This is a genomic window from Bradyrhizobium sp. Mp19, from assembly GCF_029952935.1.
GTDB lineage: Bacteria > Pseudomonadota > Alphaproteobacteria > Rhizobiales > Xanthobacteraceae > Bradyrhizobium > Bradyrhizobium elkanii.
The window spans coordinates 15,845-38,173 of record NZ_JASAUT010000073.1; the positions used below are offsets into that span (position 1 = coordinate 15,845).

Annotated in this window: 22 protein-coding genes; 3 read left to right on the forward strand and 19 right to left on the reverse strand. The window is 66.0% G+C overall.

All coding sequences use genetic code 11. The features are described from left to right. Nucleotides 1–81 precede the first annotated feature (81 nt). Genes QJT82_RS40160 through rimP form a run of 3 tightly spaced genes read right to left on the reverse strand, consistent with a single transcriptional unit; the run spans nt 82 to nt 3,192 of the window. Nucleotides 82–768 (reverse strand): RNA-binding protein, encoded by a 687-nt coding sequence (locus QJT82_RS40160; protein ID WP_028343911.1) that lies wholly within the window; start codon nt 766–768, stop codon nt 82–84. Nucleotides 769–783: 15 nt separating this feature from the next. Further along, complete coding sequence (gene nusA / locus QJT82_RS40165) at nt 784–2,400, reverse strand: transcription termination factor NusA (protein ID WP_028343910.1); 1,617 nt, start codon at nt 2,398–2,400, stop codon at nt 784–786. A gap of 3 nt (nt 2,401–2,403) precedes the next feature. After that, nucleotides 2,404–3,192 (reverse strand): ribosome maturation factor RimP, encoded by a 789-nt coding sequence (gene rimP, locus QJT82_RS40170; RefSeq protein WP_028343909.1) that lies wholly within the window; start codon nt 3,190–3,192, stop codon nt 2,404–2,406. 346 nt (nt 3,193–3,538) lie between these two features. On the opposite strand from rimP, the gene QJT82_RS40175 reads away from it, so the two are divergent. Together QJT82_RS40175 and QJT82_RS40180 are read left to right on the forward strand one after the other, a co-directional pair. After that, nucleotides 3,539–4,609 (forward strand): DUF2336 domain-containing protein, encoded by a 1,071-nt coding sequence (locus QJT82_RS40175; RefSeq protein WP_028343908.1) that lies wholly within the window; start codon nt 3,539–3,541, stop codon nt 4,607–4,609. Between the two features lie 186 nt (nt 4,610–4,795). Then, on the forward strand, nt 4,796–5,641 hold the full coding sequence (locus QJT82_RS40180; RefSeq protein WP_028343907.1) for a phytanoyl-CoA dioxygenase family protein: 846 nt from the start codon (nt 4,796–4,798) through the stop codon (nt 5,639–5,641). Nucleotides 5,642–5,732: 91 nt separating this feature from the next. Here QJT82_RS40180 and trmB read toward each other — a convergent pair whose 3' ends face one another. The 16 genes from trmB to murJ all read right to left on the reverse strand — a co-directional run bounded on the left by trmB (nt 5,733) and on the right by murJ (nt 20,872). Continuing rightward, complete coding sequence (gene trmB, locus QJT82_RS40185) at nt 5,733–6,419, reverse strand: tRNA (guanosine(46)-N7)-methyltransferase TrmB (RefSeq protein WP_051448105.1); 687 nt, start codon at nt 6,417–6,419, stop codon at nt 5,733–5,735. 50 nt (nt 6,420–6,469) lie between these two features. After that, nucleotides 6,470–7,594, reverse strand: coding sequence for a M20 family metallopeptidase (locus QJT82_RS40190; RefSeq protein WP_028343905.1), 1,125 nt, complete (start codon nt 7,592–7,594; stop codon nt 6,470–6,472). Between the two features lie 179 nt (nt 7,595–7,773). Beyond that, nucleotides 7,774–8,190, reverse strand: a complete 417-nt coding sequence (locus tag QJT82_RS40195; protein ID WP_016840389.1) for a helix-turn-helix transcriptional regulator — start codon at nt 8,188–8,190, stop codon at nt 7,774–7,776. Nucleotides 8,191–8,451: 261 nt separating this feature from the next. After that, the gene (lnt, locus tag QJT82_RS40200) at nt 8,452–10,065 is read right to left on the reverse strand and encodes an apolipoprotein N-acyltransferase (protein WP_028343904.1); all 1,614 of its coding nucleotides are present in this window, start codon (nt 10,063–10,065) and stop codon (nt 8,452–8,454) included. Beyond that, nucleotides 10,062–11,174, reverse strand: a complete 1,113-nt coding sequence (locus tag QJT82_RS40205; RefSeq protein ID WP_028343903.1) for a hemolysin family protein — start codon at nt 11,172–11,174, stop codon at nt 10,062–10,064. The genes lnt and QJT82_RS40205 overlap by 4 nt, the downstream gene beginning before the upstream one ends. Before the next feature lies 1 nt (nt 11,175). Beyond that, on the reverse strand, nt 11,176–11,673 hold the full coding sequence (ybeY, locus tag QJT82_RS40210) for an rRNA maturation RNase YbeY (RefSeq protein WP_028343902.1): 498 nt from the start codon (nt 11,671–11,673) through the stop codon (nt 11,176–11,178). Nucleotides 11,674–11,741: 68 nt separating this feature from the next. Then, on the reverse strand, nt 11,742–12,752 hold the full coding sequence (locus QJT82_RS40215) for a PhoH family protein (RefSeq protein WP_028343901.1): 1,011 nt from the start codon (nt 12,750–12,752) through the stop codon (nt 11,742–11,744). A gap of 65 nt (nt 12,753–12,817) precedes the next feature. Further along, complete coding sequence (gene miaB, locus QJT82_RS40220) at nt 12,818–14,206, reverse strand: tRNA (N6-isopentenyl adenosine(37)-C2)-methylthiotransferase MiaB (protein WP_028343900.1); 1,389 nt, start codon at nt 14,204–14,206, stop codon at nt 12,818–12,820. 182 nt (nt 14,207–14,388) lie between these two features. Further along, on the reverse strand, nt 14,389–15,069 hold the full coding sequence (locus QJT82_RS40225) for an HAD family hydrolase (protein WP_028343899.1): 681 nt from the start codon (nt 15,067–15,069) through the stop codon (nt 14,389–14,391). 5 nt (nt 15,070–15,074) lie between these two features. After that, entirely contained in the window at nt 15,075–15,527 is a 453-nt protein-coding gene (locus QJT82_RS40230; protein WP_016840396.1) for a Fur family transcriptional regulator, read from the reverse strand. A 68-nt stretch (nt 15,528–15,595) separates the two neighbouring features. Then, nucleotides 15,596–16,081, reverse strand: coding sequence for a ribosomal protein S18-alanine N-acetyltransferase (rimI, locus tag QJT82_RS40235; RefSeq protein WP_028343898.1), 486 nt, complete (start codon nt 16,079–16,081; stop codon nt 15,596–15,598). After that, on the reverse strand, nt 16,078–16,773 hold the full coding sequence (tsaB, locus tag QJT82_RS40240; protein ID WP_028343897.1) for a tRNA (adenosine(37)-N6)-threonylcarbamoyltransferase complex dimerization subunit type 1 TsaB: 696 nt from the start codon (nt 16,771–16,773) through the stop codon (nt 16,078–16,080). Before tsaB ends, rimI begins: the two co-directional genes overlap by 4 nt. 88 nt (nt 16,774–16,861) lie before the next feature. Next, entirely contained in the window at nt 16,862–17,431 is a 570-nt protein-coding gene (locus QJT82_RS40245) for a NifU family protein (RefSeq protein WP_028335524.1), read from the reverse strand. A gap of 201 nt (nt 17,432–17,632) precedes the next feature. Continuing rightward, nucleotides 17,633–18,127 (reverse strand): universal stress protein, encoded by a 495-nt coding sequence (locus QJT82_RS40250; protein ID WP_028343896.1) that lies wholly within the window; start codon nt 18,125–18,127, stop codon nt 17,633–17,635. 88 nt (nt 18,128–18,215) lie between these two features. Further along, nucleotides 18,216–19,268, reverse strand: a complete 1,053-nt coding sequence (trpS, locus tag QJT82_RS40255) for a tryptophan--tRNA ligase (RefSeq protein ID WP_028343895.1) — start codon at nt 19,266–19,268, stop codon at nt 18,216–18,218. A gap of 65 nt (nt 19,269–19,333) precedes the next feature. Further along, nucleotides 19,334–20,872 carry a murein biosynthesis integral membrane protein MurJ gene (gene murJ / locus QJT82_RS40260; RefSeq protein WP_028343894.1) on the reverse strand — a complete coding sequence of 513 codons (1,539 nt, stop codon included), beginning with the start codon at nt 20,870–20,872 and terminating at the stop codon, nt 19,334–19,336. A gap of 269 nt (nt 20,873–21,141) precedes the next feature. Between murJ and QJT82_RS40265 the strand changes: the two genes are divergently transcribed. Further along, nucleotides 21,142–22,143: an adenosine kinase gene (locus tag QJT82_RS40265; protein ID WP_028343893.1), complete on the forward strand. Its 1,002-nt coding sequence runs from the start codon at nt 21,142–21,144 to the stop codon at nt 22,141–22,143. The last annotated feature ends 186 nt before the right edge of the window (nt 22,144–22,329 follow it).

Here is a 22,329-nt window from a genome sequence, read left to right on the forward strand (position 1 = left end):
TGCGTTTGCCGCACAAATCCTTCAACGTGTCGTCGTTTGCTGAGCATGACCGGTCGGAAAGACGGCGTCCGCCTTCCCGGATCACGCTCTGGAATTTCTGGCCGCTTCGGCGGTCTTGTCGTCGTCGGCCATCCGGTATCGGACCAGCATCTGGCAGCGCGACAGGAACGTCTTGCTCGCTGGGCCCGCGAGCAGCGCAGCATGTATCACATTTGACCGCCCAAGTGCCAAATCCAATTCTTCCGACGTCAAAACATTGACGACGGGGATTACCGGCGATTCACCACGTTTTTCGCCCCTTTGCCTCACGATCGCGTCCAATTTGCGGATTCCGTCCGCTGCGCCGTCGGAAGCGTGGATCAGGGCTGCAGTTTCGTTCCGGTTGAGTGCGTCCTCGACCTTGCCGAAGCCCGAAACGACCTGACCGGCCTTGGCGGCCATTGCCAGGGCCTCGGTGACGCTGCGCACCAGGAGGGTGTCGGTGTCGGTGGGGAGGGTCGGCGCGACGCGGACGTCGCGCTTGAATCCCTTGCTAAATTGGTGACGGCGGACCGCTTCCGCAACGCTGCGCCGCGATGCGGAAACCCATAGTCCGCGGCCGGGCAGCTTGCGCTTGAGATCCGGGATCACCTCGCCCGTGGGCGCAATGACGAACCGGATCAGCTCGTCGATCGGACGCACCTCGCGGCTGACCGCGCACATCCGCGTGGTCGCGGACTTCTGCGTCCGCGGCCCATCGTCGAGATCGGGGTCAGCCTGAGCCAGCATCCGTCGGGCATCTCCTTACGAAGCCGTCGTTTCTGCTTCGGCGGCCTCGGCCTCCTCGGCAGGCTTGGCGAGGTCGGCCTCGGTGATCCAGCCGGCCTTCAGACGGGCCTGCATGATCATGGCCTCGGCCTCGTCGCGCGAGATCTCGATGCCGTCGAGGAACCCGGCATGCTTGGTCGGCTCGCCGCCTTCCTTGCGCTCGGTCCAGCCGACCAGATCGTCGGTGGCGCAGCCGGCGAGATCCTCGACCGTCTTGACGTCGTTCTCGCCGAGCTTCACCAGCATCTTGCCGGTGATGCCGGGCACGTCCTTCATGGCGTCCTCGACGCCGAGTTCCTTGCGCTTGGCTTCCAGTTCCGCCTCGAGCTGTTCCAGATACTCGCGGGCGCGGGTCTGCAGCTCGTTGGCGGTCTCCTCGTCGAAACCCTCGATGCCGGCGAGTTCCTTGACGTCGACCAGCGCGAGTTCCTCGACCGAGGTGAAGCCTTCGGAGGCGAGCAGCTGGCCGACCACCTCGTCGACATTGAGCGCTTCCATGAACACGCGGGTCGAGTTCTCGAAGTCGGCCTGGCGGCGCTCCGACTCTTCCTGCTCGGTCAGGATGTCGATGTCCCAGCCGGTCAGCTGCGAGGCGAGGCGGACGTTCTGGCCGCGGCGGCCGATCGCCAGCGACAGCTGGTTGTTGGTGTCGGGAACCACGACCTCGATGCGCTCGCGGTCCTCGTCGATCACGACCTTGGCGACTTCAGCCGGCGCCAGCGCGTTGACGACGAAGGTCGCGATGTCGGGCGACCACGGGATGATGTCGATCTTCTCGCCCTGCAGCTCGTTCACCACGGCCTGCACGCGCGAGCCGCGCATGCCGACGCAGGCGCCGACCGGGTCGACCGAGGAATCGCGCGAGATCACGCCGATCTTGGCGCGCGAGCCCGGATCGCGGGCGACCGCCTTGATCTCGACGATGCCGTCATAGATCTCCGGCACTTCCTGCGCGAACAGCTTCGCCATGAACTGCGGATGGGTGCGCGACAGGAAGATCTGCGGACCACGCGTCTCGCGGCGGACGTCGAAGATATAGGCGCGGACGCGATCGCCGTTGCGGAACACCTCGCGCGGCAGCATCTCGTCGCGGCGCACGATCGCTTCGCCGCGGCCGAGGTCGACGATCACGCTGCCATATTCGACGCGCTTGACGATGCCGTTGACGATGTCGCCGATGCGGTCCTTGAATTCCTGATACTGCCGGTCGCGCTCGGCCTCGCGCACCTTCTGCACGATCACCTGCTTGGCCGACTGCGCGGCGATGCGGCCATATTCCAGCGGCGGCAGCGTGTCGGCGATGGTGTCGCCGACCTGGGCGCCCGGATTGGCGCGCTGCGCGTCGTGCAGCGAAATCTGGTTGGAGGAGTTTTCGACGACGTCGACCACCAGCATGTGGCGGGTCAGCCGCAGCTCGCCCTTCTTGGCGTCGATCTCGGCATGGACGTCGGTCTCGCTGCCGTAGCGGGCACGCGCGGCCTTGGCGATGGCGTCTTCCATCGCCGCGATCACGATGGAGCGGTCGATCGACTTTTCGCGCGCAACTGCGTCTGCGATCTGCAGCAGTTCGAGTTTGTTGGCGCTGACTGCCATGGCTTAGTCTCCTTCGGATGGATCGATCTCGCCACGGCGCGCGCGCTCGGCCGCCAGGCGGTGCTTTTTGGTGTTGGTCGGGGCCGGCTTCTTGCCGGGCATGTGAGCAGGCTTGTCACCAGGCTTGGGTTTCGGCTTCTGGCTCTTCGCCGGATCGCTCTTCTTGGCGTGGGCCGGTTGCGGCGGCGCGAGGCCGAGCTCGCGGCGCAGCTCGCGCTCGGCGGCCTTGCCGCGGCGCATCGATTCCTCGATCAGCTCGTCGGTCAGGACCAGCCGCGCGTCCGAGATGTCCTCCATCACCAGGAGAACCTCGGCGTCCTCGTCGGGACGCGGATCGTCGCGCCTGATGCGCACCGCATCGCCCTCGACGCCGGCAAGCAGGCCGCGGAACCGCTTGCGGCCCTGATGCGCCACCGCCATCTCGATCTTCACGAGATGCCCGGTATAGCGCTCGAAGTCGGAGCGGCGCACCAGCGGGCGGTCGATGCCGGGCGAGGAGATTTCCAGCCGGTAGGCGCGCTCGATCGGGTCGGCGACATCGAGCACCGGCGACAGCGCGCGCGAGATCGCCTCGCAATCCTCGAGCTGCATCGAGCCGTCGGGCCGCTCCGCCATGATCTGCACGGTGCAGCCGGCGTCGCCCGAGACCTTGATGCGCACCAGACGATAGCCCATGCCCTGCAACACCGGGACCGCGACCGCGGCGACGCGCGCCGCAACCCCGGGCTCGACGACGAGACGCGGCTCGGCGAGCAGTTCGGTGTCCACGGACGTGGCGGTCGGTTCGGTCATATCCAGTGTCAAAGTCTGTCTAAGGTCTAAAGGCTGCTGAGGTCTGTTGTGTTGTTCAGATGGCCTTAAGGGGCCGCTAACGCTACCCAAACGGGACCCGGCCTCGCTGGGTCCCGTCAGGTAATAAAAAAGAGCGGGTCCCGGGGGGCCCACTCTCCTACGCGATCGTATGAGATACCATAAGTTGCGCTGGATATAGCTCTTTTGCCCGGGTCCGGCAAGGCCCCAGGGTCCGGCGGGAGGCGATTTTACGGCTCCCCGGATGCCGGATCGATCTAACCCTCCGTTTACGAACGGGACCATAGATTGCCGAAAATCGGCAGAAGTCGCCGGTTGGACAAGGCTCATGACGACAGCCCCCGCGCTGATTCCGGAACTCGACGACATCGTTCGCCGCGGCGACCCCAAGCGCCGCGCCGAGGCCGCGCGGCGGCTCGGCGAGCTGTTCCTGCAGGGCGCCGCGAGCTTCCGCCCCGACCATATCGACCTGTTCGACGGGGTGCTGACCAGCCTGGTGCCGCATGCCGAGCTTGCTGCGCGGATCGATCTCGCCGAACGGCTCGCGCCGCTCGGCAACGCGCCGCGCCATCTGGTCGGGCAGCTCGCGCGCGACGACGAGGTCGCGATCGCGGGGCCGCTGCTGCGCCGATCGCCGGTGATTGACGAAAAGCTGCTGGTCGAGATCGCCAATGCCAAGGGCCAGGGCCATCTGCTCGCGATGGCCGAGCGGCCGAAGCTCTCGACCGCGCTGACTGACGTCCTTGTCCGCCGCGGCGATCGCGATGTGATCCGATGCGCGGCCGGCAATGCCGGCGCCGCGTTCTCGGATGCGTCCTTCGCGACGCTGGTGCGGCGCGCCGGCCAGGACGGCGTGCTGACGCTGCGGATCGGCCGCCGCGACGATCTTCCGCCCGAACATCTGAAGAGCCTGCTCGCCGGCTCGATCGACGTGATCCGCCGCCGTCTGCATGCCGTCGCCAAGCCGGAGCGCCAGGCCGAGATCAAGCTGGCGATGAACGAGATCGAGGGCGTGATCGTTCAGGTCGAGGGCCGCGATTTCACGGCTGCGCAGCGCGCCATCCTGGCGCTGCATCGCGCCGGCGAATTGAACGAGGCCGCGGTGGCCGGCTTCGCAAAGGCCTTCAAATATGAGGAATGCGTGGCCGCGCTTGCCGCGATGGCCGGCGTGAAAATCGTCACGCTCGATCGCCTGATCTCCGGCGACCGTTACGATCCGATCCTGATCGCCAGCAAGACGATCGGCTTCGAATGGCCCACCGTGCGCGCCCTGATCCTGATGCGGCTCGGGCCGAACCGCGTGCCGTCTCCTGCCGATATCGAAGGTGCGCGGGTGAATTTCGTGCGCCTGATGCCGTCAACGGCGCAGCGCGTCGTGGAGTTCTGGAAGTCGCGCTAGTTCACGCTAACAGCTCTTGGCTCCGTCATCCTGAGGAGCGCCGCAGGCGCGTCTCGAAGGATGCGCGGCCACAGTCGGGCTGTCGACCCTTCGAGACGCGCGTTCCGCGCTCCTCAGGGTGACGGACTAGAGTCGTTCCGCTATGCTTTCCGCAAGGCGCGACACAGCGCCAACGGGGAGATCACCATGCTGACGGACGCCGACATCCAATCGCACGCCGCGCGGATCCGCGACGACGGATACACCGTGATCGAGCGCGCCGCCTCGCCCGATTTGGTCGAGGGGTTGAAGGCGGCGGTGCTGAGAATCGAGCGCGAGCACAATCTCGCACCTGCCAGGACGTCGTTCGAAGGCTTCAAGACGCTGCGCATCAACAACCTCCTGACCTATGACGATCTGTTCTGGGAGGTGCCGCTGCATGACAATGTGCTGCCGGTGGTCGAACGCGTGCTGGACAGGGAATGCCTGCTCTCGTCGTTCTGCTCGCTGGTGCTCGGCCCCGGCCAGGAGGCGCAGCCGATTCACGAAGACACCCAATTGATCCCGCTGCCGCGGCCGCACATTCCGATCACCATCAATGCGATCTGGGCGCTGTCCGATTTCCGCGAGGATAACGGCGCGACGCGGATCATTCCGCGCAGCCACAAATTCGATTCGTCGCCCGAATACGGCAAGGAGTACGATGCGGTCACCGCGACCATGCCGGCCGGCAGCGTGATGCTGTTCGACAGCGCGCTGTGGCATGGCGGCGGCGCCAACAGCAGCGACGCCAGGCGCTTTGCCTTCTCCTGCGCCTATTGCTGGGGCTGGATGCGGCAGCAGGAGAACCTGCAGCTCGGCATTCCGCGCGAGACCGCGGCCCGCTTTCCGCGCCGTTTGCAGGAATTGTGCGGCTACAGCGTCTACAAGGGCCAGTTCGGCCACATCGACAATCACGATCCGATCGAACTGCTCGGCCGCGAGCGCGGCAAGCGGATGGTGTGGGAGGCGACCGACGTCAGGAAGGCGCGGCTGGCGGAAGTGAAGGGATAGCCACCCGTCATTCCGGGGCGGCGCGATAGCGACGAACCCGGAATCTCGAGGTTCCGGGTTCGATGCTGCGCATCGCCCCGGAACGACGACACTAAGGCGTGCGTCGAAACCTCAAATACGCCGCCTTGCGCCCCTCGCGCTCGGCCTTGGCGCCGTAGCGCGTCATCGTGTAGTTCGGCCACGGCTGTTGCCAGTCGATCGCGCGCTCGGCGAGCCAGGCGAAGTCGGGCGAGCGCATCAGATGCGCCAGTGTCCAGGCGCAGTAGTCATCGATATCGCTGACGAAGCGGAATTCGCCGCCCGGCGGCAGCAGCCGCGTCATCGCAGCGACCGTCGCATCCTGCACGAAGCGCCGCTTCCAGTGCCGCCGCTTCGGCCAGGGATCGGGATGAATCAGGTCGATGCGCGCAAGCGAGCGCGTCGGCGCCCAGGCCAGCAGTTCGGCCGCGTCGCCGGCGAACAGGCGGATATTGCCGATATTCAGCGCCTCGATCTGGGTCAGGATCTTCGCCATGCCGTTGACATAGGGCTCGCAGCCGATGAAGCCGGTGGTCGGAAAGGCCTGCGCCTCCGCGATCAAATGCTCGCCGCCGCCGAAGCCGATCTCTAGCCTGACATTCCCGGTGCCGTCATCGAACAACTCGGTCAGCGCCTCGGGCGCGGGCGCCGAGATGTCGACGGCCAGATGCGGCAGCAGAGTGTCGATCAGGTCGGCCTGATGCGGGCGCAGCTTGTGGCCCTTGCGCCGTCCGAAGAACGAGCCGCGCGCATGCGCCATCGCGCCGTCGTCGGAGGAATCGCGATCGCCGCGGTCGCCTGGAGCCGGTGTCATCGCAGCGTTTGATAGAGGCGGTGGAGCAGCCGCGCGCGCGGCTCGATCGACGAGATGTAGAGCTGTTCGTAATGGGTGTGCGCGCCCTTGCCGTCGACGCCGAGGCCGTCGAGGGTCGCGGTGTGCGGGGCGGTGAAATTGCCGTCGGAGCCGCCGCCGGTGAACACATCCGCCGGCTCGAAGCCGAGCTCGGCGGCCAGCCCCTTGGCGTGCTCGTAGAGTGCGGCGCCGGCGTTGCTTTTCTCATAGGGCGGACGGTTCAATTCGCCCGATATCTTCACGCTGACGCCCTCGGTGCGTGAGGTGATCCCGAGGATCTTCGGCACCAATTCGTCGGCGTCGGCCATGGTCGGCACGCGCATGTCGACTTCCGCATAGGCCTCTTCGGCGATCACATTCGGCTTGGTGCCGCCGCGGACGACGCCGACATTGACGGTGACGCCGCGCTCGAGGTCGTTCATCGCCTCCAGCGCCTGGATCACATTGCCGAGTTCCCGGATCGCGCTGCGGCCGTCCTCGGGGCGCGTGCCGGCATGGGCCGGCGCGCCTTTGATGAACACGTCGAACCGCGCAACGCCCTTGCGTCCGGTGACGATCTTGCCGCCGTCGCGCGCCGGCTCCGTCACCAGCACGTATTTGGCCTTGCGGCCCTCGGCCTCGATCAGCGCCCGCGAGGTCGGGCTGCCGATCTCCTCGTCCGATACGTAGAGCTGGGTGATGCCGAGCGGCGGGCGCGCGCCGTCGGCGCAGGCCTGCCTGAATGCATGATAGGCGAGGTAGGCGCCGCCCTTCATGTCGTAGATGCCGGGGCCGAAAGCGCTGTCGCCGTCGACCCTGAATGGTAACCGTTCGATGAATCCCATCGGATGAACTGTGTCGAGATGGCTCAGCACCAGGATGCCCGGCGCGTCCTGGCCCCAGGACGAGCGCGTCACCAGGTGATCGCCGCAGCCGTCGCGTCCCGCGATGCGCTCCACCGTGGCCGGCAGGTCGCGATAGCCCGACGCGACGAGATCAGCCAGCTTGTTGACCTGGTCGGGCCGCTCCGTCGGAGATTCGATCTCGACCCAGCGGCGGATGCCGTCGAGAATCGCGGCGGTTTCGAACGGATTGCTGGACATGCTGTTGTCGTCGCCTGTGAATTCGCTTTGTCATTGCGCGCACGCGCCAAAGCATGATCCGAAATCATGCTCAAACGAGGCGCTAAAGCGCGATGATGCTCAAGCTGAGCTCATCGCGTTAGCGTACGCCGGAATGGCATATTCCAGATTTGACGATCGCTCAAACGGATATGGCTGAATCAGACCTGCTCGGCCGCCTCGCGCGCCGCGATCTGCTCGACCAGTTCGACGATGCTGCGGCGGAGCTTGGCGTCCGCAATCCGCGTGAAGGCGCGGGTCAGGGCCAGGCCCTCGGCGGTTGCCAGAAAATCGGAGACATAGGTCGGCGAGGCGCCCTCGCTGAAGCCGTCGGCGGTCTTGACCCCACTCGGGCCGCCGTCGAACAGGAAAGAAACCGGCACCTGCAGGATTTCGGAGATCTGCTGCAGCCGGCTGGCGCCGACGCGGTTGGTGCCCTTCTCGTATTTTTGCACCTGCTGGAACGTCAGGCCTAACGCCTCGCCCAGTTTCTCCTGGCTCATGCCGAGCATGATGCGTCGCATTCGGACGCGGCTGCCGACATATTTGTCAACAGGATTGGGCGCTTTGGTGGACATCTCCAACTCTCCTAAGGGATTGCGCGCCCGTGGATGAGGCAAGTTGGAAGTGGAGTATGCCTCAGGCGCCGGTGCCGTCAAATCCTGCAAGGAGGATCGGGACGAAATGCGGACAATTTGCGCAAAGGGGCTGACTTGGCTTGTGATTTCGCGTGGACCCGTACAATGCGAAGTGCACGGTCGATCTGTCAACTGGTGGAATCATACTGAGGTAAATTTCGACGTTTTTTCGGGTTCGCGACAACCGGCGATATGCGGTCGTCAGGGTTTTCGCCTCACAAACCGCCGCCGCAACACGAACGCCAGGGCTGTGATCACAATCACAGCGGCGGGGATGTTCCCGACACGCGCATAGATCGTCGGCGCGATGGCCGCCGGCAGGCCGGCATCGAGCACGCCTTCGATGCCGAGCCCGAGTTGTGCAACGATCCGGCCGACGGGGTCGATGACGGCCGAGATGCCCGTATTTGCGGCGCGGACCATCGGCAGGCCTTCCTCGATGGTGCGCAGCCGGGCCTGTTGCAGGTGCTGGTAAGGGCCGGTCGAGATTCCGAACCATCCGTCATTGGTGACATTGACGATCCAGCCGGGACGGTCGTCGCGGCTTACGACATTGCCGGGAAAGATCGCCTCGTAGCAGATCAGGGGCAGGGCGCGCGGTGCATTCGGAATATCGAGCGTACGGCGGATCGTGCCCGGAATGTAGCCGCCCTGCACCTTGGTGAGCTGCACGAAGCCGACCTTCTCCATCCAGTCCTGGAACGGCAGATATTCTCCGAACGGGACAAGATGCAGCTTGTCGTAGACCGCGAGCACGCTGCCGTCATGGTCGATGACGTAGATGGAATTATAGGCGCGCGTCACGCGGACGCCGGGCGGCAGATCGGGCGCGCGCACCGAACCGGTGATCAGTACGGTTCCCTTCGGTAGCAGGTCGGCGATCTGCGCCATCGCGTCGGCTTCCTTGGTCAGGAAGAACGGAAACGCGGATTCCGGCCAGATCAGGATGGTGGCATCCTTCACGCCGGTGGCGTGCGGCCCGGAGGCGCGATCCGACAAAGTGAGATATTTCTGCATCACCGCCGCCTTGGCGGAGTAGTTGAACTTGGCGTCCTGCTGCAAATCGGGCTGCATGAGGCGCAGCTTGACGCCGTCGACCATCCTGGTCGGCTGCTGCGCGAGGCGGACCACGCCGAACGCCAGCATCGCTGCCAGCACCAGCACCGCCGCCACCGGCGCGCGCCACGGCTTGCGGCCGCGCGAGGCGCCGTCGATCAACACGGCCGGGCTTGCGAAGATCGCGACGGCCAGGAACGTCATGCCCCACAGCCCGATCAGCGACGCGGTCTGGGCCAGCGCAAGCGGCTCGGTCAGTGCGTAGCCGAACCCATTCCACGGAAAGCCGCTGAGGAGATGGCCGCGCAGCCATTCCGAAATCGTCAGGCTGACCGCGAGCGCCAGCACGCGCGAGGCGTCGCGCGGCCAGATCAGCCGCGCCAGCGCGAAGCCGAACGCAGTGAACAAAGCGAGATAGGCAGGCAGGCCGAGCACCGCGAACGGCGTCAGCCAGGCGAAGGTGTCCGCATCGACGAAGAAGGCGTAGCCGATCCAGTACAGGCCCGGCACGAAATAGCCGAGGCCGAACCAGAACCCGGACAGCGCCGCGGCGGGCAGACCGCGCCAGCGGCCGGCCGCACTGCCGTCGATCAGCCAGACCGCGATGGAAAAGGTGAGAAACAGAACCGGCCAGGCGTTGAACGGCGCCATCGCCAGCGCAGACAGCGCGCCGGCCGTGAGCGCGAGGACGGCGCGTTTCCATCCCCAGGTCAGGATGATTGCAAGGCCGATCGATCGGAGCTTGTCGGACAGCCTCACTGCGGACCGGCTCCCTCGCCGGGCGGCGGCATGTTGTCGTTCGCCTGCGGGTTTCCGGAGTCCGGCGCCTGCTCGCGGCGCCGCTCGCGCTCCTTGCGCGGCGTCGGCCGTTCCTTGCGCGCGGTGATGCGCACGCGCTTGACCCGCCGCGGATCGGCGTCGAGCACCTCGACTTCGTAATTGCCGGGTCCCGAAATCACCTCGCCGCGCACCGGCAGGCGCCCGACGAACGATACGAGGTAGCCGCCGAGCGTCTCGACCTCCTCGCCGGCGTCGCCGATCACGAAGTCCTCGCCGATCACCGAGCGGACATCGTCGAGGCTGGCGCGCGCATCGGCGATGAAGGAGTTGTCCGGCTGGCGAACGATGGACGGCGGCTCGTCGGAATCGTGTTCGTCGTCGATCTCGCCGACGATCTGCTCGACGATATCCTCGATCGACACCAGCCCGTCGGTGCCGCCATATTCGTCGACCACCAGCGCGAGATGGATCCGCGAGGCCTGCATCTGCGCCAGCAGGTCAATCGCGCGCATCGATGGCGGGATATAGAGCAGCTTGCGGATGATATTGGCTTCCGACAGCGGCAGTGCGAGATCGACGCTGCGCAGATCGAGCCCGGCCGGGAACGGCTTCTTGCGCTTCGTCTTGGTCGCGTCGGTGACGCGGGCCTTCGCGGTCATGAAGGCGAGCAGGTCGCGGATGTGCACCATGCCCTCGGGGTCGTCGAGGGTTTCGTTGTAGACGACGAGCCGCGAATGCGCCGCGCTCTCGAACAGGCTCATCAATTCGCCGAGCGGAATGTCGCGCTTGACCGCGACGATGTCGGCGCGGTGCACCATGACGTCGGCGATCCGCCGCTCGTTCAGCGACAGGATGTTGCGCAGCATGGTGCGCTCGATCGCCGAGAAGCCGACATCGTCGGGCGTCGAGGCGTCGAGCACCACCTGTAGGTCGTCGCGCACCGAGCCGGCCTTCCAGCCGAACAACGTGCGGATCGCGCGCACCAGCCAGCCCTCGGCCGCCGGGCGCTGCACCTCGCCCTCGTGCACCACGGCGGGCAGGTTGCTCACGTTGCGCGGGTTGTCGTGGGTCGGTTCGGAATCCGGCATGTCAGGCGATCCGATCCGCATAGGGGTCGGGAATGCCGAGGGAAGAGAGGATCTCGCGCTCGAGCGCCTCCATGTCCTCGGCATCGTCGTCGTTCTCGTGGTCGTAACCGATCAGGTGCAGGAAGCCATGCACCGCGAGATGGCTCAAATGGTGGTCGAACGGTTTCTGCTCTTCATCGGCTTCCCGCCGCGTCGTCTCATAGGCGATCGCGATATCGCCGAGCATGCGTGGGGCATCGTCGGGTCCGCCGGCGCCTTCTGGCTGCAGCGCCGGAAACGACAGCACATTGGTCGGCTTGTCGATGCTGCGCCAGTTGGCGTTCAGGGTGCGGATACCGGCGTCGTCGGTCAGCATCACCGCAAGCTCGGCATCGGCGACACCGGCATCGGCGATTTCGGCGGCAGCCTCGATGGCGCGATGGATCACCGCGTCGGCATTGGGCTCGGCCTGCCAGCATTCGGCGGTGACGAGAACCTCGGTTGCAGGAAAAGCAGACACGTTGGTTTCAAAATCTGCGTTATGGCCGGATCCCGCACCGTGCGGGCTCGCGGCCGAAGCTATTGGTCTCAAGATCTGGCGTTTGCCGGCTTTTGCGGCAATCCCTCATAGGCGGCCACGATGCGCGCCACCAACTCATGGCGGATGACGTCCTCGGCCTTGAAATGCACCTGCGCGATGCCCTCGACGCCGTCGAGCAGCTTCACGGCTTCCGTGAGCCCCGAGGCCTGGCCGTGCGGCAGGTCGATCTGCGACGGGTCGCCGGTGACGATCATCCGGCTGTTCTCGCCGAGACGCGTCAAAAACATCTTCATCTGCATCGTCGTGGTGTTCTGCGCCTCGTCGAGGATGATGGCGGCATTGGTCAGGGTGCGGCCGCGCATGAAGGCGAGCGGAGCGATCTCGATCTCGTTGCCCTGCAGCGCGCGCTCGACGACGCGGGCGTCCATCAGATCGTACAGCGCGTCATAGATCGGGCGCAGATACGGATCGACCTTCTCCTTGAGGTCGCCGGGCAGGAAGCCGAGCCGCTCGCCGGCTTCCACCGCGGGCCGCGTCAGGATGATGCGATCGACCTCTTTGCGCTCGAACAACTGCGCGGCATGGGCGACCGCGAGCCAGGTCTTGCCGGTGCCGGCCGGGCCGATGCCGAACACCAGCTCATGCCGCTTCAGCGCGCGGATGTAGGAATCCTGCGCCGCGGTGCGGGCGCGCACCGGACGCTTGCGCAGATTGATGGTCTCGAAGGTCGGCTTGGCGGTCTTGTTGTCGAATTCGAACAGCGAGCCCTGCGCGATCACGGCGCGGATCGCGCCTTCGACCTCGCCCTGATCGAGGTCGTGTCCTTCGACGGCCTGCGCGTAGAGCGTCTCCAGCACGCGCCGCGCCGCGTCACAGCCGTCGCGGGAGCCTGCGATGGTGAGATGATTGCCGCGGGAATCGACCACGACGCCGAGCCGCCGCTCTATCAGCGCCAGATTTTGTCCGTAGGGGCCGACCAGCGCGGATGCCGCGCGGTTGTCGTCGAAATCGATGACGACCTGAGTTTCAGGGGGCCGGGTCTCGGGTGGCATTTGCATGTCGCGGTCAGGTTTGCGGCTGGGAGCGAGCGAAGACGAATCCGATGCGCTTTTGGGCAAGGATTTCAGGCTCCAATGGTCTGCGAAATGAGGCCGGGCGCGGATCGCGGCGCGAGTTCGCCGATCAGGCTGTAGCGCTCGAGGCTGTCGATCCTCACCGGGAGGACCTGGCCGATGATGTCGGGCGATGCCATCACATGGGCGGGCTGCAGATAGGCGGTGCGGCCGACGATCTGGCCCGGATTGCGCGCGGCGCGCTCGAACAGCACATCGACCGTTGTGCCAATCGCAGCCCCGTTGAAGGCCGATTGCTGGCTGTCGATCAATTCCTGAAGCCGCCCCAAGCGTTCGTCCATCTCGGCTGCTGACACTGTCTCCCGCATCTCCGCCGCCGGCGTGCCCGGCCGTGGCGAATACTTGAATGAATACGCCGCAGCGTATCCGATTTGCGTGACAAGCGCGAGGGTGGCGGAAAATTCTTCCGCGGTCTCTCCGGGGAAGCCCACGATAAAATCTGATGAAAAAGCAATGTCTTGCCGTGCGGCGCGGAACCGGTCGATGACGCGCCGGTAGTCATCGGCGGTATGTTTGCGGTTCATGGCGGCAAGGATCCGGTCCGACCCCGATTGCACCGGCAGGTGCACGAACGGCATCAGTTCGGGCAAATCGCGATGGGCCGCGATCAGGGCGTCGTCGACGTCGCGCGGATGGCTGGTCGAATAGCGCAGCCGCGTGACGCCTGGGATTGCGGCGAGCCGTTGCAACAATTTGCCGAGTGGCCAGACGCGGCCGTCGGGGCCTTCGCCGTGATAGGCGTTGACGTTCTGTCCGATCAGCGTGAATTCGCGCACGCCATTGTCGGTGAGCTGCTTCACATCGTCGATGATCCTGGCGACCGCACGCGAGACTTCCGCGCCGCGCGTGTAAGGCACCACGCAGAAGGTGCAGAACTTGTCGCAGCCTTCCTGCACCGTGACGAAGGCGGAGATGCCGCGGGCGCGGATCGCATCCGGCTTCGGCTGCGGCAGGAAGCCGAACTTGTCCTCGACCGGGAATTCCGTTTCCAGCGCGCGGCCGTTTTGTTTGGCGCGCTTCAAGAGCTCGGGCAGATGATGATAGCTCTGCGGCCCGACCACGATGTCGACGGTCGGCGCGCGATGGATGATCTCGGCGCCTTCGGCCTGCGCGACGCAGCCGGCGACCGCGATCTTCATCTCGCGGCCCGCCCGCGCGGCCTCGTCCTTGGCGACGCGCAGCCGCCCGAGCTCGGAATAGACTTTCTCCGATGCCTTCTCGCGGATGTGGCAGGTGTTGAGGATCACGAGGTCGGCGTCTTCGGCGCTCGCGGTCTCGACAAAGCCCTCGCCGGCCAGCGTGTCCGCCATGCGTTGCGCATCGTAGACATTCATCTGGCAGCCATAGGACTTGATGTGCAGCTTGCGCGGCGTCGTCATGGAACCCTGAGAGCGAAAAATGGAAACGGCGCCATCGGGGCGCCGAGGCTGAAATATAGCTTAAACCGGCGAAAATCCAGCCGTCCCGCCCGTCATTCCGGGATGGTCCGAAGGACCAGACCCGGAATCTCGAGATTCCGGGTTCGATGCTGCCGCATCGCCCCGGAATGACCCTCCAGGGATCAGCCGGCGAGCGCTCTGGCACCCACCCGCGCGATCAAATCGGGCAATTGCCGCATATCGGCGAAGGTTACGGCCGCGCCGGCCTGGCGCAGCATACCCTCATGTTCCGCGGTGCAGTGGCTGCCGCCGTAAAAACCGAGCACGGTCATCCCGGCGGCACGGGCGCCGGTGACGCCGGCCACGCTGTCCTCGATCACGACGCAACGCGCAGGGGTCACTCCCATCTGCGTGGCCGCGAACAGGAAGAGATCGGGCGCCGGCTTGCCGCGCTTGACCTGGGTGGCGGAGAAAATATGCGGCGCGAGCTGGTCGTAGAGCCCGGCGTAGGTCAGGCCGTGATGGATCTTTTCCGGCGTGCCGCTGGAGGCCACGCATTTCGGCAGATCGAGCGCAGCGATCGCCTCGCCGACATGCGCGATGGCGCTGAGATCGTCGGCATAGAAACTGAGCGTTGCGTGCTTGACCTCGGCCTCGAAGGTCTCGGGCAGCGCGCGGCCGATCTCGCTCTCGACGATCCGCCGCGCCTCGCGGTCGGACACGCCGAGGAAGCGCTTCAGCACGCCATCAGGCGTAATCGGAAAGCCGTGCCGCGTCAGCGTTTCCGCATGCGCGCGACAGGAGATCACCTCGCTATCGACCAGCACGCCGTCGCAATCGAAGATGACGAGATCGAAACTCACCCGGCTTACGACTTGCTGTCTTCGTCGAGCGGGACGCAATACAGCTCGAGACGATGATCGACCAGCTTGTAGCCGAGCTTGCGCGCGATCTCGGCCTGCAGCTTCTCGATTTCCTCGGAGGTGAACTCGATCACCTTGCCGTCGCGCAGATTGATCAGATGGTCGTGATGACTCTCGGGCATCTGCTCGTAGCGCGCGCGGCCCTCGCGGAAGTCGTGACGCTCGATGATGCCGGCATCCTCGAACAGCTTGACGGTGCGATAGACGGTCGAGATCGAGATCTTGTCGTCGACCGCCACGCAGCGGCGATAAAGCTCTTCGACGTCGGGGTGATCCATGGCCTCCGCCAGCACCCGCGCGATCACGCGGCGCTGTTCGGTCATGCGCATGCCGGTCGCGGCGCAGCGCGCCTCGATGCCGGTATTCTTCTGCGCAGGCGTGATTTTCACCGTGGTCATGGGTTTCGGGCCGTATTCTTCAAGCCTTGGGTGGCAGAGCAGGGCGCTGTTCTGCCATCGCGCCGATGTTACGACAAGTCGCGCCGCATCAGAAGCGCGTTCAAATGTTCCCCGCCGGGCTGCTTGTAATAGCGTTCGCGGCGGCCGATCACGCCGAATCCGGCCCTTTCATAGAGGCGTCGTGCCGGCTGATTGTTCTCTTCCACCTCGAGGAAGATGGTGCGGATGCCGCGGCCGGCAAGATGGCCGAGATGGGTCAGCAGCAGGTCGCGCGACAGGCCGCGCCCGCGCTGATTGGAATCGATCGCAATCGACAGGATTTCGGCTTCGTCCGCCGCCATCCGTGACACGGCAAAGCCGATCACGTTGCGTCCCTGCCGCAGCCGGTGCACCAGCGTGTTGCGCTCGGTCAGCATCGCCTCGAATTCGCCCTCGCCCCAGCCGCGATGAAACGACGCGCCGTGCAATTGCGCGAGCCGCGCCGCATCGCGCAGCGATGCGGGCTCGATCGCGGGCGGACCGCCGCCCCACCATCGTGACAGCCAGCCGATCATGTCGATCGCGGCGTGCTGATTTCGAGCCGGTCCTTCGGCGGCTTGGCGTCGGGCGCGCGCAGATAGAACGGCCGCGGCGGCGCGGTCTCAGGATCCACGGCCGCGCCGATCCAGGCGACCCAGGTAATATCGGGCGCGGGCTGCCGGTCGACCTTGACCGGCGGTGCGGCGTCGGCGGGCCAGCGCTCGGCGAGGATATTGGCGGCGTTGCCGACCAGATGCAGCGCGCCGTGTTGGGAAGCCTCGAGCGCTTCCGCGATCGGCGCCACCTTCGGCTTGATGATCGGGCTGCCGTCGCCGCCGACCAGCTGGAAATAGACGTGATCGTGCCGCGCATCGATCGCCGACAGGATCGCAGACGCGCCATTCTCGGCGACCACAGGCGCGGCGTAGGCGGCGAGCGTCGACAGTCCGACCACCGGCTTTTCCGCGGCCAGCGCCAAGCCGCGCGCCGCCGAGAGGCCGACGCGCAGGCCAGTGAAACTGCCGGGGCCGGTGGTGACGGCGATGCGGTCGAGCCCGGCAAAGCCGATGCCGCTCTCTTTCATCACCCGAGCGATCAGCGGCATCAGCGCCTCGGCATGGCCGCGCTGCATCGCCTGCGATTCAATGGCGATTGTATTGCCGGAGGTGGTGTCGAGCACCGCCGCGGAGCAGGCGTCGAGCGCCGTATCGATGGCGAGAATCATCATGGGAGGGCGAATAGCGAATAGGGAATGGCGAACAGGGGTCCAGCGGAGAATGCTATTCGCGATTCGCCACTCGCCATTCGCCGCTCCATCACATCGGCCGGACTTCCTGCACGTCGGGCACGAAGTGCCGGAGCAGGTTCTGGATGCCGTGTTGCAGGGTTGCGGTCGATGACGGGCAGCCGGCGCAGGAGCCCTTCATGTTGAGGTAGACGATGCCGTCCTTGAAGCCGCGGAAAGTGATGTCGCCGCCGTCATTGGCGACCGCGGGGCGCACGCGGGTCTCGATCAGGTCCTTGATCTGCTCGACCGTCTCGGCATCGGCCTCGTCGAAGAACTCGTCTTCCTCATCGCGCGCGTCGTCGCTGGCCGCGGTGCCGTCGGCGAGCAGCGGCGCGCCGGACATGTAGTGCTCCATGATGGCGCCGAGGATCGCGGGCTTGAGGTGCTGCCAGTCGCCGTCCGCCTTGGTCACGGTGATGAAGTCGCCGCCGTAGAACACGCCGGTGACGCCGGATACGGCGAACAGCCGTTCGGCGAGCGGCGAGCGCGCGGCGGATTCGGGCGAGGAGAATTCCATGGTGCCGCTGTCGAGCACCATGCGGCCCGGGATGAATTTCAGCGTGGCGGGATTGGGCGTGGCTTCGGTCTGAATGAACATCTGCTGTCTCCGGCGTCGCCGGTTCAAGGCCGGCGCGTTGGGTTCCATTATAGCGTTTTCGAGCGAAGTGACACCGGTTCGCGAAGAAAACGCGTCAAATCAAGGAGTCAGATGGCAACTAAAAAGCCCGCGATCAAGCCGCAAAACCGCGGTTCCAGGCGCCTACCCATGCCCGGAAGCGGGTCCGGGGCCGGTAACGGGCTAGGACAGGGCGTCCATCTCGGCGTCGGTCAGGCCGCCCGGCACGATGGTCACCGGGATCGGGAATGCCCCCATGGTCTTGGCCATGGTGGTGATGATCGGCCCGGGCCCCTCGGCGCCCGGATTGGCGGCCAGCACCAGCGCTGCGATATCGACGTCCTTGTCGATCACGTCGAGGATCTGCTCGATCGGGTCGCCCTCGCGAATCACCCGCTCCGGGGTGATCGCGGCGATGCCGTTGGCGCGGCCCGCGGCGCGGTCGAGCGCCTCGTTGGCGGCTTCCTCGGCCTCCGCGCGCATGATGTCGGCGACCCCGAGCCATTGCTGGTTCTGGTCCTCGGTCTCGATCACCCGCAGCATCACGACGCCGCCGCCGACCCGGATCGCCCACCGGCTGGCGTAATAGACCGCGCGGTCCCATTCCGCCGTGTCGTCAACGATGACGAGGCATTTCGGCTTGTGACCCGACTCGTAGCTTCGTCGCTGGGTGGTCATGCATGTCCCGGTGCTGAACCAAACCAACCCATGGTGCCATACTCCCTCGCCGTTTGGGAGAGGGAGCGCGCAGTTCCTGCCTTGTGTGTCAGCGCGGACGGATGAAGCCGACGATGTCCTTGGTGATGCGCATGGTCTCGTCGGCGATGCCGCGGGCGCGGTTGGCGCCGTCGGCGAGGACCGCGTCGACATGGCCGGGATCGGCGACCAGCTTCTTCATCTCGGAGGCGATCGGCGCCAGTTTTGCGACGCAAACCTCGACCAGCGCGTTCTTGAAGCTGGAGAACTGCCCGCCGCCGAACTGCGTCAGCACCTCCTGCTTGGAGATGCCGGCCAGCGCCGCGTAGATGCCGACCAGATTGTCCGCCTCGGGGCGGGTTTCGAGACCCTTCTCCTCCGACGGCAGCGGCTCCGGATCGGTCTTCGCCTTGCGGATCTTCTGCGCGATGGTGTCGGCGTCGTCGGTGAGGTTGATGCGCGAATTGTCCGACGCATCCGACTTCGACATCTTCTTGGTGCCGTCGCGCAGGCTCATCACCCGCGTCGCCGGCCCCGTGATCAGCGGCTCGGGCTGCGGGAAGAACAGGCCGTCGGCAAAGCCGTGACCACGAATTGAATCGCCGAAGTCATTGTTGAACTTCTGTGCGATATCCCGCGAGAGCTCCAGGTGCTGCTTCTGGTCCTCGCCGACCGGCACATGGGTCGCGCGGTAGAGCAGGATGTCGGCGGCCATCAGCACCGGATAGTCGTAGAGGCCGATGGAGGCGTTCTCGCGGTCCTTGCCGGCCTTCTCCTTGAACTGCGTCATGCGGTTCAGCCAGCCGATCCGCGCGACGCAGTTGAAGATCCAGGTCAGCTCGGCATGGCCGGCGATCTGGCTCTGGTTGAACACGATGTGCTTCTTGGCATCGATGCCCGCGGCGATGAAGGCCGCGGTGACCTCGCGGGTGTTGCGGGCGAGCTCGGCCGGGCCGCCCCAGACCTCGACGCCCTGCGTGATCGCATGCATGTCGACGACGCAATAGATGCAGTTGTGGGTCTGCTGCATCTTCACGAAGTTGACGATGGCGCCGAGGTAGTTGCCGAGGTGCAGATTGCCCGTCGGCTGGACGCCTGAGAAAACCCGTTCAACGAACGCCATGGTCTAATTCCCGGAAATGGCTAGTTTTGCCGCGTCGTTTGCCACTTAAGCTCCGCGCGCGCAAGTCACGCCGGGCGCCTTTGCCTGACGGCGTTAACCGCCTCGCGCCAGCCGGTGACGCCGAAAAGCTGCAAGAACAGCCCGTAACCGGCGATACCTGAGGCGATCAGCATGAGCAGGGAGGCTGCCTGCACGAAACCGTGGCTGCCGGCTGACGGCAGCGCGCCCTGCGCGAGCCAGAGCAGGGCGCCCATCGCGAGCGCCGCGGCCAGGATGCGCGGCAGCCGGCGGCGCGCATCGGCATCGATCGAGAAGCCGAAGGTCGCGGCCCCCTTGCGGATCAGTGCCAGTGCGTTGCTCCAGGCGCCGAGCGCGATGCCTGCGGCAATTCCGCTCGCACCGAAGATCTGGCCGAGCAGGAAGGCCGCCGCGATCGCCACCACGACCGCTTTCAGCGTCGCGAGCAGCGGCGTCAGCGTGTCCTCGCGCGCAAAGAATGCCGGCGACAGCGCCTTCACCAGCACATGCGCCGGCAAGGCCAGCGTCAGCCAGGTCAAGGCTTGCGCGGTTGCCGCGCTATCCTGGGCGGTGAACGCGCCGTGCTCGAACAGCATCCGCACGATCGGCTCGCTCAGCACCATCAGGCCGAGCGTCGCCGGCAGCGCCAGCCCGACCGCGAGTTCGAGGGCACGCGATTCCGCATGCGCGATCGCGCTGGATTCGCCGCTGCGCACGGCGCGCGTCATCTCCGGGATCAGCACGGTGCCCATGGCGACGCCGACAATGCCGAGCGGCAGCTCGAGCAGGCGGTTGGCGAAATAGAGCCAGGACACCGCCGATGGCGAGGTCGATGCGATCACCGCGCCTGCCACCATCAGCCATTGTGGCGCGCTGCTCGCGACCATGCCCGGGACCGCGCGGCCGAGAAAGCGGCGCATGTCAGGATCGAAGGACACGCTGAGCGGCGAAGCGAGTTTCGCGCCGCGCAGCGCCAGCATCGACAGTTGCAGGAAGCCGGCGATGCCGATCGTCGCCGCCATGACAATCGCGGCCTGCGCCGGCTCCTGCTGCCGCACCAGCAGCACGGCCATCACTGATATCAGCGCGATGTTGAACAACAGCGGCGAGAACGCGGTCAGCGCGAAGCGCCCCTGGGCGCTGAGCAGCGCCATCATCACGGTGACCGGACCGGCGAAGGCGAGATAGGGCAGCATCAGCCGTGCGTAGTCGACGGCGAATTGCAGTGTGTCGCGGCCGACGAACCCCGGCGCGATCGCCGCGATCACCAGCGGCATCAGCACGCCGATGACGAGCGCGGCCGCGATCACGGCGGCGCTGACGGTGCCGAGCACGCGGCCGGCAAAGGCGGTTGCCGCGTCCAAGCCGCCGGCATCGCGCGCCTTCAGCCAAGCCGGCACCAAAGCGGCATTCAGTCCACCCTCGGCCAGCAGCCGTCGCACCACATTCACAAGCTGGAACGCCGCCAGGAACGCATCCGCCACGGGTCCCGCGCCCAGCAGCGCCGCGATCGCGGAATCGCGCACGAAGCCGAGCAGTCGCGAGGCCAGCGTTCCCGAGGAGACCGTGAGGAAGGAGCGGAACATGAGGTCTGTATAGCAGTAGCGCGCTTTGCTGCCAGCGGCACTCCGTCAGCCCCGTCATCCTGAGGTGCGAGCGAGGCGAGCCTCGAAGGATGCATCGGCCACTAGTCGGGCCGTCCATCCTTCGAGGCTCGCCAAGAGGCTCGCACCTCAGGATGACGGGTTACAGGCGAGGGGATGACGGAACTAGCAGCAGCCCTTCCCTTGCTGCCCCGAGGCCGAACGTGATAGGCCGCCACTCTTGTTGGGTGGCGTTAACACAGGGCAGGTCTATGGCTGACGCAAAATACGACGTTCTTGGGATCGGCAACGCGATCTTCGACGTGCTGGTGCAGACCGACGAGGGGTTCCTTGCCCGTCACGGCATGACCAAGGGCTCGATGCAGCTGATCGACGAGGCGCGGGCCACCGCGATCTACGGCGATATGGGCGTGGCGACCGAGATGTCGGGCGGCTCGGCTGCCAACACCATCGTTGGCGTCGGCAGTCTCGGCGCCCGCGCCGCCTATGTCGGAAAGGTCAAGGACGACCAGATCGGCAAGCTCTACGTCCACGACATCCGCGCCGCCGGCGTCGCCTTCGACACTGCGCCGGCCAGGACCGGCCCGGCCACCGGCTGCTCCTACATCCTGGTGACGCCGGACGGCGAGCGCACCATGAACACCTATCTCGGCGCCGCGCAGGATCTGACGCCGGACGATATCGATCCAAACCAGATCGCGGCCGCCAGCATCATCTATCTCGAGGGCTATCTCTGGGATCCGAAGAACGCCAAGGACGCTTTCGTGAAGGCGGCTGATATCGCGCATGGCGCGGGCCGCCAGGTCGCGCTGACGCTGTCGGATTCGTTCTGCGTCGATCGCTACCGCGACGAATTCCTCGATCTGATGCGCAAGGGCATCGTGGACCTGGTGTTCGCCAACGAGTCCGAACTGCACTCGCTGTACCAGACCTCGGATTTCGACACCGCGCTGAAGCAGTTCGGCAAGGACACCAAGCTCGGCGTCGTCACCCGCAGCGAGAAGGGCTGCGTCGTGATCTCCGGCGACAGCGTCGTCGCAGCGCCCGCCTCTCCGATCGACAGGCTGGTCGACACCACCGGCGCCGGCGATCTGTTCGCCGCCGGCTTCCTGGTCGGCCTCGTGCGCAATGTCGGCCACGAGAATGCCGGCCGGCTCGGCGCGCTCGCCGCCGCCGAGGTGATCCAGCACATCGGCGCCCGGCCGCTGGTGTCGCTGCAGGATCTGGCGAAGCAGCAGGGGCTGCTGGTTTAAGGCGTAGTCTTTCTTCGCCTCTCCCGCTTGCGGGGGAGGCCGACGCGCGAAGCGCGGCGGGTGGGGGCTCTCTCCACGGAATGACTCGCGGAGAATGCCCCCACCCCGACCCTCCCCCGCAAGCGAGGGCTTTGCGCAAAGGCGAATCTGCGATTCTCTAAGACCGATCTGAAGGGGGAGGCGGGG

Excerpts from the sequence above, each read along its gene's own strand:
- trmB (WP_051448105.1), bottom strand. The coding sequence starts at position 6,419 with ATGGCGCATGCGCGCGGCTCGTTCTTCGGACGGCGCAAGGGCCACAAG.
- QJT82_RS40215 (WP_028343901.1), bottom strand. The coding sequence starts at position 12,752 with ATGCAAATGCCACCCGAGACCCGGCCCCCTGAAACTCAGGTCGTCATC.
- QJT82_RS40160 (WP_028343911.1), bottom strand. The coding sequence starts at position 768 with ATGCTGGCTCAGGCTGACCCCGATCTCGACGATGGGCCGCGGACGCAG.
- trpS (WP_028343895.1), bottom strand. The coding sequence starts at position 19,268 with ATGGCGTTCGTTGAACGGGTTTTCTCAGGCGTCCAGCCGACGGGCAAT.
- QJT82_RS40180 (WP_028343907.1), top strand. The coding sequence starts at position 4,796 with ATGCTGACGGACGCCGACATCCAATCGCACGCCGCGCGGATCCGCGAC.
- QJT82_RS40250 (WP_028343896.1), bottom strand. The coding sequence starts at position 18,127 with ATGACCACCCAGCGACGAAGCTACGAGTCGGGTCACAAGCCGAAATGC.
- rimP (WP_028343909.1), bottom strand. The coding sequence starts at position 3,192 with ATGACCGAACCGACCGCCACGTCCGTGGACACCGAACTGCTCGCCGAG.
- QJT82_RS40195 (WP_016840389.1), bottom strand. The coding sequence starts at position 8,190 with ATGTCCACCAAAGCGCCCAATCCTGTTGACAAATATGTCGGCAGCCGC.
- tsaB (WP_028343897.1), bottom strand. The coding sequence starts at position 16,773 with ATGATGATTCTCGCCATCGATACGGCGCTCGACGCCTGCTCCGCGGCG.
- QJT82_RS40265 (WP_028343893.1), top strand. The coding sequence starts at position 21,142 with ATGGCTGACGCAAAATACGACGTTCTTGGGATCGGCAACGCGATCTTC.
- miaB (WP_028343900.1), bottom strand. The coding sequence starts at position 14,206 with ATGACGACGCCGCGCAAGCTGCACATCAAGTCCTATGGCTGCCAGATG.
- QJT82_RS40205 (WP_028343903.1), bottom strand. The coding sequence starts at position 11,174 with ATGCCGGATTCCGAACCGACCCACGACAACCCGCGCAACGTGAGCAAC.
- rimI (WP_028343898.1), bottom strand. The coding sequence starts at position 16,081 with ATGATCGGCTGGCTGTCACGATGGTGGGGCGGCGGTCCGCCCGCGATC.
- QJT82_RS40230 (WP_016840396.1), bottom strand. The coding sequence starts at position 15,527 with ATGACCACGGTGAAAATCACGCCTGCGCAGAAGAATACCGGCATCGAG.
- QJT82_RS40190 (WP_028343905.1), bottom strand. The coding sequence starts at position 7,594 with ATGTCCAGCAATCCGTTCGAAACCGCCGCGATTCTCGACGGCATCCGC.
- QJT82_RS40175 (WP_028343908.1), top strand. The coding sequence starts at position 3,539 with ATGACGACAGCCCCCGCGCTGATTCCGGAACTCGACGACATCGTTCGC.
- QJT82_RS40245 (WP_028335524.1), bottom strand. The coding sequence starts at position 17,431 with ATGTTCATTCAGACCGAAGCCACGCCCAATCCCGCCACGCTGAAATTC.
- murJ (WP_028343894.1), bottom strand. The coding sequence starts at position 20,872 with ATGTTCCGCTCCTTCCTCACGGTCTCCTCGGGAACGCTGGCCTCGCGA.
- nusA (WP_028343910.1), bottom strand. The coding sequence starts at position 2,400 with ATGGCAGTCAGCGCCAACAAACTCGAACTGCTGCAGATCGCAGACGCA.